Genomic DNA, 13,339 nt, shown 5'->3' on the forward strand with positions numbered 1-13,339 from the left:
CGTCCCCACGGCGCCGACGACCGCGCCCACGGTGCCCGCCCCCGACCTGTCCACCCCGACCGGCGTCCCGCTGCCGAGCGACGTCACCACGCCCGGTCTGCCCACCACCGGGTTGCCGACGCTCACCCCCGGCCCGATCACCACCGTGCCGGGCACGGACGGCGCGACCACGCTGCCCGACACCGGTTCCCAGCCGTCGACCACCCCGTCGGTTCCCGCGCCGACGCCCTCCGCGCCCGGCGCCGAGGTCCCGACCACCGCGCCGACGCCGACCCAGTCCGTGCCGGTGCCGACGCAGACCGCCCCCACGCAGCCGGTGCCCAGCCAGACCGTGCCCTCGCAGCCCGTGCCGACCCAGACGGTCCCCACGCAGCAGCCGCCCACCCAGGCGGTGCCCACCGCGGGTCCCGGCGGCGCGACGCAGCCGACCGGCGGCGCGACGCAGCCGACGGTGGACGTGCCGACCGCCCCGCCCACCGTGGCGGTGCCGACCGGCGCGGTCCTGCCCACGGGCGCGGTGGCGCCCAACCCACCGGTGCGCGTCGACCCGATCAGCGACGACGGCGCCGAGGCGTACCACTACTCGACGTACGCGGTGAGCGCCCAGCATGCGACACTGTCCACCGGTCTCGGCGCGGGCCTGTGGCCGGAGGGCGCCGACCCACATCCGCTGGGGGCCACCGCGGTCGACCCGATGCTGTACTGACCGGTGCCGAGCCGATCGGTCCGCCGCGGACCGATCCGGCCCGCGCGGGTAACGGGAGGCACGCCCGACGCACGATCCGAGCGCGCACGCAGGAGTAAGGAGGAGGCTTGTCTGCCGCAGCTGGGCTTGAGCCGGCGACGGTGAAACATCCCGACGCGATGACACCGCTCATCCGAATGCTCGACGAACTGCGGGAGATGGCCAGATCCGCCGGTCGCGGCGACCTGGAAGCCCGGTTGAACATGGTGCGCGCCAGAATCAGCGACCCCAGGGTGCGCCTCGTGGTCGTCGGCGATCCGAAGAACGGCATGAGCACCCTGGTCAACGGCCTGGTCGGTGCGCCGGTCAGCGCCACCGACGCCGAACTGAGCGCGCCGGTCATCGTCGAGTACGGCAATGAGCCGAGCGCGGCGATCGTGCAGGCCGTCGGCCCGGGACGCAGCGAGCGCAAGCCGGTCGACCCGGCGCACCTGAGGTCGATCCTGACCACCAAGGGCGTGGTTCGTGCCGAGCGCACCGAGCCGAGCGCTCTGCTGGCCGACGGCATCGTGCTGATGGACGCGCCGGGCAACGGCGACGAGCGGGTGAAGTGGTCGATGATCGCCGCCGCCGACGCCGTGCTGTACGTGACCGACGCCTCGGCCGAGTTGTCCGCGGCGCAACTGGAATACCTGCAGCGCATCCAGCAGTTCTGCCCGACGGTCGTCTGTGTGCTGAACAAGATCGACCTGTACCCGCACTGGTCGCACGTGCAGCAGCGGGACCGGGAACTGCTCGACGCCGTCGGGCTCGGCTTCGCCGTCGCCCCGGTCTCGGCGCGGCTGCACCGCGAGGCGGGCGACTTCCACCGCGACATGGAATCCGGTGTGCCGCAACTCATCGACCACCTCCGTGAACAGGTGGTCTCGCGCGCCGACACGGTGGCCAGGCAGGCCGCCCTGCGCGATATCCAGCTCACCGCCGACAATCTCGCCGTCACCCTCTACACCGAGGCCGAGTCGCTGCGTGACCCGCGCAGGCGCGCCGAGATCACCCACCAGCTCGAGCAGGCCCGCGACGAGGCCGACCAACTGCGCCAGCGCACCGCCAACTGGCAGATCACGCTGGCCGACGGCGCGGGCGAGCTGATGGCCGACATCGAGCACGACCTGCGTCACCGGTTGCGCAGGCTCACGCGCGAGGCCGAGGCCGAGATCGCCAGGACCGATCCGGCGCGCGACTGGAAGCAGTTCGGCGCCGACCTGGACGCGCGCATCTGCGAGGCCATCGAGGAGAACTTCGTCATGGCCCACTACCGCTCGGTGGAGCTGTGCGAGCAGGTGGCCGCCAAGTTCCCCGCGATCGACCGCCCGGCGCCGCTGCCGGATCTGCGGTTGAGCGATCCCGCCGAGGTGCTCGAGCATGTGGCGCCACTCGAGGATCTCGACAGCGCCGAATCCGGTGTCACCCAGCAGGTGCTGTCCGGCCTGCGCGGCTCCTACGGCGGCATCCTGATGGTCGGCCTCGCCACCAGCCTGCTCGGTATGTCGCTGGTGAACTGGTATTCGGCGGGCGCCGGTGTGCTGCTCGGCATCAACGCGATCTGGGACGACCGCAAGAACCGCAAGCTGCGCCGCCGGGCGGAGGCCAAGGTCGCGGTGGCCAGGCTGATGGACGATGTGATCTTCCAGGTCGGCAAGGAGTCGCGAAACCGGCTGCGCGCCATGCAGCGTTCGCTGCGTGACCACTTCAGTGAGATCGCCGCGCAGGCGATGCGCACTGTCGACGAGGCGCTGCGGGTGGCCGAGGAGGCCAACGGCCGCTACGGCGACCGCCGCGAGGAACGCCTCGCCGAACTGCACACCCAGCTGGGCAGGCTGCGCGCCGTCCGCGACCGCGCCGTGGACATGGCGGCCTGAGCCCCGGCGACGGGTCGGGTCAGGTCGGCTGGTTGGCGGGCCGGAACCCGCTGGCGTCCTGGTCGTGCTCGGCGCGGATCACGTGGGTGACCGCGTTGATCAGCGCCAGGTGGGTGAAGGCCTGCGGATAGTTGCCCAGTTGCCTGCCGGTGCGCGGATCGATCTCCTCGGCGTAGAGCCGCAGCGGTCCGGCCAGGCCGAGCAGGCGCTCGCACAGGTGCCGGGCGCGGGACACCTCGCCGATCTCCACCAGCGCCGAGACCAGCCAGAACGAGCAGATGGTGAACGATCCCTCGGCGCCGGGCAGGCCGTCGTCGGTGGTGGCGGTGCGGTAGCGCAGCACCAGGCCGTTCTCGGTGAGCCGATCGGCGATGGCGAGCACGGTGGCGCGCACCCGGTGGTCGTCCGGCGGCAGGAAACGCAGCAGCACCACCAGCAGCAGCGAGGCGTCGAGGGTGTCGCTGCCGTAGGACTGGGTGAACACTCCCTCGCTGTTCACCCCGTTGGCCAGCACGTCGGCCTTGATCTCCTCGGCGATGCGCGTCCACTCGGCCGCCCGTTCGAACTGCGAATGCATCTCCGCCAGCTTCGCGCCGCGATCGAGCGCCACCCAGCACATGACCTTCGACGAGGTGAAGTGCTTCGGCTCGCCGCGCACCTCCCAGATGCCGCGATCGGGCTCGCGCCAGTGCTCGATGGCGGCACGCACCTGGTGTTCCAGCAGCGGCCACAACGTCTCCGGCACCTGACGGCGTGACTTGACGTGCAGGTACACCGCGTCGAGCATGGTGCCCCAGATGTCGTGCTGCTTCTGGCAGTACGCGCCGTTGCCGATGCGCACCGGGCGCGCGCCCCGGTATCCGGTCAGCTGCGGCAGCTCGACCTCGGTCAGTTCGCGCTCGCCGCCGATGCCGTAGAGCACCTGCAGCGGCAGCGGCTCGCCGTCGGGGCCGGTGGTGACGTCGTTGAGGAAGGCGAAGAAGTCGTCGGCCTCGCGGTCGAGGCCGAGGGTGTACAGGCCCCACAGCGCGAAGCTGGCGTCGCGCACCCAGGTGTAGCGGTAGTCCCAATTGCGTTGCCCGCCGGGCTGTTCGGGCAGCGAGGTGGTGGCCGCGGCCAGCAGGGCGCCGGTGGGGGCGTAGGTGAGCCCTTTGAGGGTCAGCGCGCTGCGCTGCAGGTAGTTGCGCCAGGGGTGGTCGGGGAACTTGCCCAGGGTGATCCACTGCCGCCAGCTCTCGATGGTGTGGTACATCTTCTCGGCCGCCTCGGCGAAGGTGGCGGGGGCAGGCAGCTCCGACCAGGTCAGCGCCACGAACACCTGGTCGCCCTCGCGCATCCTGGTCCGGGCGCGCGCCTGCCTGCCCTCCAGGCCTAGGCGCAGGTCGGTGGTGAGGACGAGCGCGGGCCCGGCGCTGCGGTCGTCCTTCGGCACGGCGGTGGCCTGCTCGTAGACCTTGCCGGTGTACTCCCATTCGGCCGAGGTGCGGTGGTAGTCGAAGGAGGGCTCACAGCTCAGCTCCAGTTCGACCGTGCCGTTGACGCACTTCACCGTGCGCAACAGCATGTGCTCGGCGTCCCAGTCCATCGGTGTGCGGCGATGGGTCCGGCTGCGTTGGTCGTTGTTGTGCCACGGCCCGAGCACCAGGGCGTCGCGCACGATCAGCCAGCCGGTCGCGGTCTGCCAGGTGGTCTCCAGGATGAGGCCGCCGGGCAGATACCGGCGCGCGGCCGGGACGTTGCAGCCGTACGGGCCGAGGCGGAAGTGCCCGGCGCTGCGGTCGAGCAGCGCGCCGAACACGCTGGGGGAGTCCGGTCGGGGCAGGCACATCCACTCGACCGCGCCGTTGGACGCGATCAGGCAGTTGGTCTCGCAGTCGGACAGGAAGGCGTAGTCGCCGATCGGCGGGAAGTCGGCCGGGCGCGGGGAGCCGGCGCCGGGATGGGTCTGCTCGACCGCGGCGAGGAGCGGCAGGTCGCTCGGTTCGTGCTGCCCGCTCGGTTCGGGGTGTCCGCTCGGTGCGCGGTGCTCGGTCGGATCGGGGTGGGACGCCATAACCCATCATCCGGCCGCGCGCGGCTGTCCGTCCACCGCCCGGCTGCCCCGGCCGCGCGCCGCCCAGTAGGCTGGACGGCGTGGAGCGCATAGCCGGATGGTGGGACGGATTCGAATTGTGGGTGGCGGGCCTGCCGTTCATCCCGCAGTTCTTCGTCGTCCTGGTCGGCATGGTTCCGGTCAGCTTCGCCATCGCCTACCTGCTCGACCGCGGCCTGCGCGCGGTCCTGCGGCTGCTCGGCCGCGACCGGGAACAGGGCGCACCGGCCACCCCCCGGCCGGTCGCCGAGCCGGAGGCCGAGCCGTTGCGTCCCGCCCCCGCGCACAGCGGAGCGCGCTGATGCCGCGCTCGCGAGTTCAGCTCGCTCTCGTCGCCCTGCTGGTCCTCGTTCTGGTGGCCTGGTTCTTCACCCGCTGATTTCTCCCGCGCGCCGGTGGGGGAGTAGATTCGTTCGATTCGAACGAGCCTGCCCGCTCTGCTAGAGTCTCCGCGTGTCTTCGAACGCTCTGCCGCAGGTCCGCCATGAATTGGCGTTGATCGCTGTCGGCGATCTGGCGGTCGCGGACATTCTCTGTCGCTGAAGCGTGCTCGGACACGTCTGCGCTTCCCTGTCCCGTAGACCGGCGCGCATCGAGCAGGCGTGACCACACTCCGTCGGCCTCCGGCCGTCAGTCGCGCCACTGCCGCGTTCCTCGCAGGCAGGTCTACCCGGCTCACAGCTAGTAACCGCCCCGGCACATCCGGTGTCGTGGCGGCCCGCACCGAAAGGCACCCCGATGTCTCGCAGAACCTGGCTCGCCCCGCGCAGGCGCTTCGCCGCAGCCGCTCTCACCACCGTCGCCGCGGTCGTCCTCGCGGCATGCGGTGGTGGCGCCAGTGATTCCGTGGAGGGCGGGGGCGCCGACGGCAGCGGCGGCGTCATCAACCTCTACGCCTACGCCGTCCCGAAGCCCGGCTTCGACAAGGTCATCCCGGAGTTCCACAAGACCGAGGCGGGCGCGGGCGTCCAGATCCAGCAGTCCTACGGCGCCTCGGGTGACCAGTCCCGCAAGGTCAAGGACGGTGCGCAGGCCGACGTCGTCAACTTCTCGGTCGAGCCCGACATCACCCGCCTGGTGGAGGCGGGCCTGGTCGACGAGAGCTGGAACGCCGGCGCCGACAAGGGCGTGCCGTTCGGCTCGGTCGTGGCGATCGTGGTCCGCGAGGGCAACCCCAAGAACATCCAGACCTGGGACGACCTGCTGAAGCCCGGCATCGAGGTCGTCACCCCGAACCCGTTCAGCTCGGGCTCGGCCAAGTGGAACCTGCTCGCGCCCTACGCGGCCAAGTCCGACGGCGGCAAGAACCCGGAGGCCGGTCTGGAGTACCTGCGCCAGCTGATCTCGCCCGAGCACGTGAAGGTGCAGCCCAAGTCGGGCCGCGAGGCCACCGAGACCTTCCTGCAGGGCACCGGTGACGTGCTGCTCAGCTACGAGAACGAGGCCATCTTCACCGAGCGCAACGGCGACCCGATCGAGCACATCGTGCCCGCCGACACCTTCAAGATCGAGAATCCGGTCGCGGTGCTGAAGAACTCGCAGAACCCGGAGAAGGCGGTCGCCTTCCGCGACTTCCTGTTCACCCCCGAGGGCCAGCGCGCCTGGGCCTCGGCCGGCTTCCGGCCGGTCGACCCGGACGTCGCCGCCGAGTTCCGCGCCCACATACCGCCCCCGGCCAAGCTGTGGACCATAGAAGCCCCGGGTGGCGGGGGCCAGGTCAACAGCGAGCTGTTCACCGCCGACACCGGCGCCATCGCGGTCATCTACGAGAACGCGACCAGGTAGTCGGGTGAACTGAAGCACACGGAATACTGGATCAACGTGACTGAGAGCAGTAGCGGCGACGCCGGGGCGAAACCCGGCGTCGGCCTCGCAGACGGACAGCCACGCTCCCGGCGCTCGCCGCTGGCGTGGCTGCGGGTGAGCGGTTCGGTCGGCCCGCTCGGGATCGCCACCACGGTGCTGTGGCTGAGCATCATCGTGCTGCTGCCGCTCGCGGCGCTGACGCTCACCTCGTTCGAGAACGGGTGGTCGGGCTTCGTGGACGCGGTCACCGCGCCCGCGGCCGTGGACGCGTTGCGCATCACCGTCACCGTGTCGGTGGTGGTCGCGCTGATCAACGTCGTGATGGGCACCCTGATCGCCTGGGTGCTCGTCCGCGACGACTTCCCCGGCAAGGGCGCGGTCAACGCGCTGATCGATCTGCCCTTCGCGCTGCCGACCATCGTGGCCAGCATCGTGCTGCTGTCGCTGTACGGCCCGCAGAGCCCGGTGAACATCCACCTCAACGCCACCCAGCCCGGCCTGGTGGTGGCGCTGGCCTTCGTGACGCTGCCGTTCGTGGTGCGCTCGGTGCAGCCGGTGCTCATCGAGGCCGATCGGGAGGTCGAGCAGGCGGCGCTGTCGCTCGGCGCGAGCAACTGGGTCACCTTCCGGCGGATCATCCTGCCCGCGCTGACCCCGGCCATCATCAGCGGCGGCGGCCTGGCCTTCGCCCGTGCCATCGGCGAGTACGGCTCGGTGGTGCTCATCGGCGGAGCCATCCCGCGCAAGACCGAGGTGGCCTCCCAGTACATCCAGAAGCAGATCGAGATCGACCGGCCGGTCAACGCCGCCGCGGTCTCGGTGGCCCTGCTGGTGATCGCGTTCGCGACGCTGCTGGTGCTGCGCTTCCTGGCCGATCGCTCCGCGCGCAAGGAACAGTCGAGCTGATGAAGGTCTCCCCACTCACCCGGCTGTCCTTGCGCACGGTGGCGCTGGGCTATCTGTTCGTGCTGCTGGTGCTGCCGCTGCTGATCATCCTGTGGCGCACCTTCGAGAACGGCATCGGCGCGTTCGTCGACTCGATCACCACGCCCGCCGCCATCTCCGCGTTGCAGCTGTCGCTGCTGATCGTGGCGATCGTGGTGCCGTTGAACGTGGTCTTCGGCGTGATCACCGCGCTGGCGTTGGTGCGCGGCCGCTTCCCCGGCCGCAATCTCATCCAGGGCATCGTCGACCTGCCGTTCGCGGTCTCGCCGGTGGTCGTCGGTGTCGCCCTGATCCTGCTGTGGGGTGCCGGCGGCTGGTTCGGTGGCCTGGAGTCGCTGGGCTTCAAGGTCATCTTCAGCCTGCCCGGCATGGTCATCGCGACCATCTTCGTGACATTGCCGTTCGTGGTGCGCGAGGTCGAGCCGGTGCTGCACGAGATCGGCGACGACCAGGAGCAGGCGGCCGCGACGCTGGGCGCCTCCAAGTGGCAGACCTTCTGGCGCATCACCCTGCCGGCGATCCGCTGGGGTCTGACCTACGGCGTCGTGCTCACCGTGGCCCGCGCGCTGGGCGAGTTCGGCGCGGTCATCATGGTGTCCTCCGCGCTGCCAGGCAAGTCGCTGACGCTGACCCTGCTGGTGCACGGTCGCTACATCAACGACCACAACACCTTCGGCGCGTACAGCGCCGCCACCTTGCTGATGGCCATCGCCCTGGTGGTGCTGCTGCTGATGACCGTTCTCGAACGCAAGCGGGACGCCAAGTGACCGCCCGCCCCGGAGGCAACAAATGATTACCGTGACCAATGCCCGCAAGAACTACGGCAGTTTCGCCGCGCTCGACGACGTCACCATCGACATCCCCTCCGGTGAGCTGACCGCGCTGCTCGGCCCGTCCGGCTCGGGCAAGTCGACCCTGTTGCGCTCGATCGCCGGCCTGGAGTCCCTGGACGACGGCGTGGTGATGATCGCGGGCAAGGACGTCACCCGGGTCGCCCCGCAGAAACGCGACATCGGCTTCGTCTTCCAGCACTACGCCGCCTTCAAGCACATGACGGTGCGCGACAACGTGGCCTTCGGCCTGAAGATCCGCAAGCGGCCCAAGGCCGAGATCGCCAAGCGGGTGGACGAGCTGCTCGGCATCGTCGGCCTGGACGGCTTCCAGCACCGCTACCCGGCGCAGCTGTCCGGCGGCCAGCGCCAGCGCATGGCCCTGGCCCGCGCGCTCGCGGTGGACCCGCAGGTGCTGCTGCTCGACGAGCCTTTCGGCGCGCTCGACGCCAAGGTGCGCGCCGACCTGCGCACCTGGCTGCGCAGGCTGCACGAGGAAGTGCACGTGACGACCGTGCTCGTCACCCACGACCAGGAGGAGGCGCTCGACGTCGCCGATCGGATCGCGGTGATGAACAAGGGCCGCATCGAGCAGATCGGCACCCCCGAGGACGTCTACGACCGGCCCGCGAACGAGTTCGTCATGTCCTTCCTCGGCGACGTCGCCCGGCTCAACGGCCACATGGTGCGCCCGCACGACATCCGCGTCGGACGCGACCCCAGCATGGCGCTGGCCGCCGACGAGGGCACGGCCGAGTCCGCCGGGGTCACCCGCGCCACCGTCGAGCGCGTGGTGCGCCTCGGCTTCGAGGTGCGCGTGGAACTGCGCAACGCCGCCACCGGCGACCTGTTCTCGGCCCAGGTCACCCGCGGTGACGCCGAAGCGCTGCGGCTGCAGGAGGGGGAGACGGTGTACGCGCGGGCAACCCGGATTCCGCAGCTGCCGACGCAGGCCCCGGTCGTGGGGGCGTCACCAGCGGCCGCCGAGTCCGCCCCCTCCGAGAGCACCGCGCCTGACGCCGCGGTGACGGACGCCGAGTCGGCGGCCACGACCTCCGCCGAGAACGCCGAGCCCACCCCTGCCCCCGCCGAGGGGGCCGGGGAGACGGCGAAGGGCGCCGCCACCGAGTCCGGCGCGTCGACCACGACGTAGGCCGGCGGCCGCGCGAGGCGTCAGCGGGCGGTGAACCCGCCGTCGACCGCGAGCGCCGCACCGGTGACGAAGCTCGCCTCACGACTGAGCAGATGGGCGCAGAACGAGGCGATCTCCTCCGGTGTGGCGATTCGCCCGATGGGGTGCAGGGCGGTGACCGCCGCCTCGCCCTCCGGGGTGGCCCCCATCGAGGAGCGGAACGCCGGCGTGTCCACCGCGCCCGACACCAGCGCGTTGACCCGTACCCCTCGCGGCGCCGATTCCAGCGCGACGGCCCTGGTCAGTCCCACCACCCCGTGCTTGGCCGCCACGTAAGGGGCCACCGATCCCATGCCGACCACCCCCAGATTCGAGGCGTTGTTGAGGATCGCGCCGCCCCCGGACTCGGCCAGTGCGGGCACCTGGTGGCGCAGTCCGTAGAAGACGGCGGTGAGGTTGACTTCCAGATCCGCGCGCCAGCCCGCCTCGTCGATCTCCTCGACCGTTCCGAACGAGCGCACCGCGCCCGCGTTGTTGAACGCCGCGTCCAGCCGCCCGTATTCGCCGACGGCCGCCTCGGTCAGCCGGGCCACGTCGCGCTCCACCGTCACATCGGTGGGGACGAACAGCGCCAGGCCGCCGGCCGCGCGGATCTCCTCGGCGACCTGCTCACCGGCCTGTCTCCCGCGTGATCCGAGGACCACGGCGGCGCCCTCGGCGGCCAGTCGCCGTGCGACCGCCCTGCCCACTCCAGAGCTCGCGCCCGTGATCACCGCGACCTGTCCCGCGAAGCGTGTCGACATTCTCGCCACTTCCTCTCCCGTGCCACATCTTTCGTTGCGACGACCGGTGCCGTCGCCTCCAGTGAAGTCGGCGGGCGCGGTGCGCGCTGGCGGGATTCGGACCTTCAGTTGATGTGTCATGTGATCGGAGTTCCGGGGTGGGCCGAGCTGGATCGGCGGCGAGTTAGTGAAACCGGCAGTTCTGGGTATTCCGGTGAGAACCGGCCGCGAAGCGCCGTGGGGCGATCTTGGTGACACCCTGTTTTCGCAGGTAGGGGCGGTATCGGCGGTCGCCGAACGGGCCAGGGTTGACCTACCCGCCAGTAGCTGTAACTATTGGAAACAGTTATTCGGATACCGAGGAGAGGCGATGACGACGATGTCGAAAGCCGTGACGCCCGAGATCGACCCCGATGTCGAGAAGGCGCAGGAGTACGCCGCCAAGCTGCTGCTGCTGTCCGAGGGCTCGGTGAACCGGCACTTCGACCCCTTCACCGACATCGACTGGGACAACCCGGATTTCGCCGCCACGGCCGGCGAGGACCGCTGGATCCTTCCCGTCTCGGCCGACCCGCTCGGCAGGCATCCGTGGTACAAGGCGCTGCCGAAGGAACGGCAGATCGAGATCGGCAAGTATCGCCAGGCCAACATCGCCAAGGTGGGCCTGCAGTTCGAGTCGATCCTCATCAGCGGCATGGTCATCCACAACTTCGGCCTGCCCAACGGCTCGCCGGAGTTCCGGTACTGCTCCCACGAGATGATCGAGGAGCACAACCACACCCTGATGTTCCAGGAGATGGTCAATCGCATCGGCATGGACGTGCCCGGTATGGGCCCGCTGGTCAGGAAGTTCAAGTACCTGGCCGCGCCGGTCGCCGCGCTCGCGCCGAATCTGTTCTTCATGGCGGTGCTCGCGGGCGAGGAGCCGATCGATCACATCCAGAAGCAGATCCTGCGCTCCGGCGAGGAGGTGCACCCGATCATGCTCGGCGTCATGTCGATCCACGTCGCCGAGGAGGCCAGGCACATCTCCTTCGCGCACGAGTTCCTGGAGCGGCACGTGCCCGAGGTCGGCCGCGCGAACAAGTTCGTGCTCTCGCTGGCTATGCCGACGATCATGTTCATCCTCGGCCGCGCCATCGCCACCCCGCCGAAGTCCTTCTTCCGTGAGTTCGACATCCCGGAGAAGGTGCGCAAGGAGCTGTTCTACGGCTCCGAGGAGGCGCGGCAGACCTTCAGCGACTACTTCGTCGACGTGCGCGCGCTGGCGGACAAGCTCGGGCTGATGAATCCGGTCGCCAAGCGGGTGTGGAAGCTGTTCGGCATCGACGGCCCGGCCAGCCGCTACCGCTCGGAGCCGCTGCGCGCGGCCGAAGCCGTCTGAACGGCGGGCGGTTCCAGCGATGCCCTACGTCGTCACCCAATCCTGTTGCAGTGACGCCTCGTGCGTCTACGCCTGCCCGGTCAACTGCATCCACCCGACGCCCGACGAGCCGGATTTCGCCACCGCGGAAATGCTCTACGTCGACCCGGCCGCGTGCGTCGACTGCGGCGCCTGCGCCACCGCCTGCCCGGTCGACGCCATCACCTCCTCGAAGAAGCTGACCGAGGCACAGCTGCCGTTCGTGGAGATCAACGCCGCGTTCTACCGGCAGCAACGCCCGCGCCCACTGCTGGCGCGCCCGGTGCCCGCGCCGAGGATCGACACCAGACGCGGGCCGCTGCGAGTGGCGATCGTGGGCTCGGGGCCGTCGGCCATGTACGCCGCCGACGAGTTGCTCACCCAGCCCGACGTCTCGGTCACCGTGTTCGACCGGCTGACGGTGCCCTACGGCCTCGCCCGCTTCGGCGTCGCGCCCGATCACGCCAGGACCCGCCAGGTGGCCAGGCTCTTCGATGTCATGTCCGCCCAGCCCGGCTTCGGCTCGTATCTCGATGTCGAAGTGGGCGAGCACATCTCGCACGAAGAACTGCTCGAGCACTTCCACGCGGTGATCTACGCGGTCGGCGCGTCCACCGATCGCAAGCTCGGCATTCCGGGGGAGGGATTGCCCGGCAACGTCTCCGCCACCGACATCGTCGCCTGGTACAACGGCCATCCCGACCACGCGGGCGACCGGGTCGACCTGACGCATCGGCGCGCGGTGATCGTCGGCAACGGCAATGTCGCCCTCGACGTGGCCCGCCTGCTGACCACCGACCCGGAGCTGCTCGCCCGCACCGACATCGCCGAGCACGCGCTGACCGCCCTGCGGGAGAGCGAGATCGAGGAGGTGGTGGTGCTCGGCAGGCGCGGTCCGGCCGAAAGCGCCTTCACCGTGCCGGAATTCGTCGGTCTGCTCGGCGCGGACGTGGACATCGTGGTCGAGGGCGAGATCCCGGCGATCACCCCCGGCCTGCCGTTCGAGACCGAGCAGAAGCTCCGCCTGCTGCACCAGGTGGCCGACCGGCCGGTGGGCGAGCGCAAGCGCATCGTCTTCCGCTACCAGGCCGTCCCCGCGCGGGTGCTCGGCACCGATCGCGTGACCGGCCTCGAGATCGCCAGGACCGAACTCGGCACCGATCCCGACGGCCGCGTGATCGCCACCCCCACCGGCGAGACCGAGCGCGTCGACGCCGGGCTGGTCCTGACCTCGGTCGGCTATCGCGGGGTGCCGCTCAGGGGTGTGCCCTTCGACGACCGGGCCGGTGTGGTCCCCAATCACGAGGGGCGCGTGCTCGACGGCGGCGCCGCCTTCCCCGGCACCTATGTGACCGGCTGGATCAAGCGCGGCCCGACCGGATTCATCGGCACCAACAAGTCCTGCGCGCAGCAGACGGTGCGGCGGCTGGCCGACGACTGGAACGCCGGACTGCTCGCCGAACCCCGCTTCGGGGCGCGCGAATTCGACCGGCTGGTGCGCACGCGCCGGCCTCGGGTGCGGGCGGGCGGGGCCGCCGCGCGTCTCGCCGCGGAGACGGGGCCGCTGCGGCGGCTGCTGGCCAGGATCTGAGAGCGAGCGGGCACCCGCCCGCCTGCTGGGCCGGGCGGGGGGGCGGCAAAGGGGGGGGGGGCCCCGCCCCCGGTAAGGGGACCCCCCGGCCGGGGGGTGGGGGGGGTTTATGGGGACGGGGTTTTGGGGGGTTAAAAATAGCCCAGCCGGAAATT

At 70.5% G+C, this 13,339-nt stretch carries 10 protein-coding genes and 2 pseudogenes; 10 read left to right on the top strand and 2 right to left on the bottom strand.

Translation table 11 applies throughout. From position 1 onward, the window contains the following. Positions 1 to 706 (top strand): annotated as a pseudogene (locus tag QH283_RS20475) (hypothetical protein); the annotation flags it as partial. Positions 707 to 864: 158 nt separating this feature from the next. Beyond that, entirely contained in the window at positions 865 to 2,604 is a 1,740-nt protein-coding gene (locus QH283_RS20480) for a dynamin family protein (protein ID WP_280504598.1), read from the top strand. A gap of 19 nt (positions 2,605 to 2,623) precedes the next feature. Here QH283_RS20480 and QH283_RS20485 read toward each other — a convergent pair whose 3' ends face one another. Then, complete coding sequence (locus QH283_RS20485; protein WP_348538295.1) at positions 2,624 to 4,576, bottom strand: glycoside hydrolase family 15 protein; 1,953 nt, start codon at positions 4,574 to 4,576, stop codon at positions 2,624 to 2,626. 161 nt (positions 4,577 to 4,737) lie between these two features. On the opposite strand from QH283_RS20485, the gene QH283_RS20490 reads away from it, so the two are divergent. The 6 genes and pseudogenes from QH283_RS20490 to QH283_RS20510 form a co-directional block, all read left to right on the top strand. Further along, positions 4,738 to 4,998: a hypothetical protein gene (locus QH283_RS20490; RefSeq protein ID WP_280504600.1), complete on the top strand. Its 261-nt coding sequence runs from the start codon at positions 4,738 to 4,740 to the stop codon at positions 4,996 to 4,998. Between the two features lie 151 nt (positions 4,999 to 5,149). After that, positions 5,150 to 5,239, top strand: a complete 90-nt coding sequence (locus tag QH283_RS30210) for an Ms4533A family Cys-rich leader peptide (protein WP_324246211.1) — start codon at positions 5,150 to 5,152, stop codon at positions 5,237 to 5,239. Positions 5,240 to 5,434: 195 nt separating this feature from the next. Beyond that, positions 5,435 to 6,481 carry a sulfate ABC transporter substrate-binding protein gene (locus QH283_RS20495; protein WP_280504601.1) on the top strand — a complete coding sequence of 349 codons (1,047 nt, stop codon included), beginning with the start codon at positions 5,435 to 5,437 and terminating at the stop codon, positions 6,479 to 6,481. A gap of 120 nt (positions 6,482 to 6,601) precedes the next feature. Beyond that, positions 6,602 to 7,408 carry a sulfate ABC transporter permease subunit CysT gene (gene cysT / locus QH283_RS20500; protein ID WP_280504606.1) on the top strand — a complete coding sequence of 269 codons (807 nt, stop codon included), beginning with the start codon at positions 6,602 to 6,604 and terminating at the stop codon, positions 7,406 to 7,408. Further along, complete coding sequence (cysW, locus tag QH283_RS20505) at positions 7,408 to 8,214, top strand: sulfate ABC transporter permease subunit CysW (protein ID WP_280504602.1); 807 nt, start codon at positions 7,408 to 7,410, stop codon at positions 8,212 to 8,214. Before cysT ends, cysW begins: the two co-directional genes overlap by 1 nt. Positions 8,215 to 8,236: 22 nt before the next feature. Continuing rightward, a pseudogene (locus QH283_RS20510) lies at positions 8,237 to 9,229 on the top strand (sulfate/molybdate ABC transporter ATP-binding protein); the annotation flags it as partial. Between the two features lie 221 nt (positions 9,230 to 9,450). Here the strand turns inward: QH283_RS20510 and QH283_RS20515 are convergent. Further along, positions 9,451 to 10,212 carry an SDR family NAD(P)-dependent oxidoreductase gene (locus QH283_RS20515; RefSeq protein WP_280504603.1) on the bottom strand — a complete coding sequence of 254 codons (762 nt, stop codon included), beginning with the start codon at positions 10,210 to 10,212 and terminating at the stop codon, positions 9,451 to 9,453. A 349-nt stretch (positions 10,213 to 10,561) separates the two neighbouring features. Here QH283_RS20515 and QH283_RS20520 point away from each other — a divergent pair, with 349 nt between their 5' ends. Together QH283_RS20520 and QH283_RS20525 are read left to right on the top strand one after the other, a co-directional pair. Beyond that, complete coding sequence (locus tag QH283_RS20520) at positions 10,562 to 11,575, top strand: AurF N-oxygenase family protein (protein ID WP_280504604.1); 1,014 nt, start codon at positions 10,562 to 10,564, stop codon at positions 11,573 to 11,575. Between the two features lie 19 nt (positions 11,576 to 11,594). Further along, the gene (locus QH283_RS20525; protein WP_280504605.1) at positions 11,595 to 13,184 is read left to right on the top strand and encodes an FAD-dependent oxidoreductase; all 1,590 of its coding nucleotides are present in this window, start codon (positions 11,595 to 11,597) and stop codon (positions 13,182 to 13,184) included. Positions 13,185 to 13,339 lie beyond the last annotated feature (155 nt).

Origin of the sequence: Nocardia farcinica, from assembly GCF_029867845.1 — a bacterium.
Classification (GTDB): domain Bacteria; phylum Actinomycetota; class Actinomycetes; order Mycobacteriales; family Mycobacteriaceae; genus Nocardia; species Nocardia farcinica_A.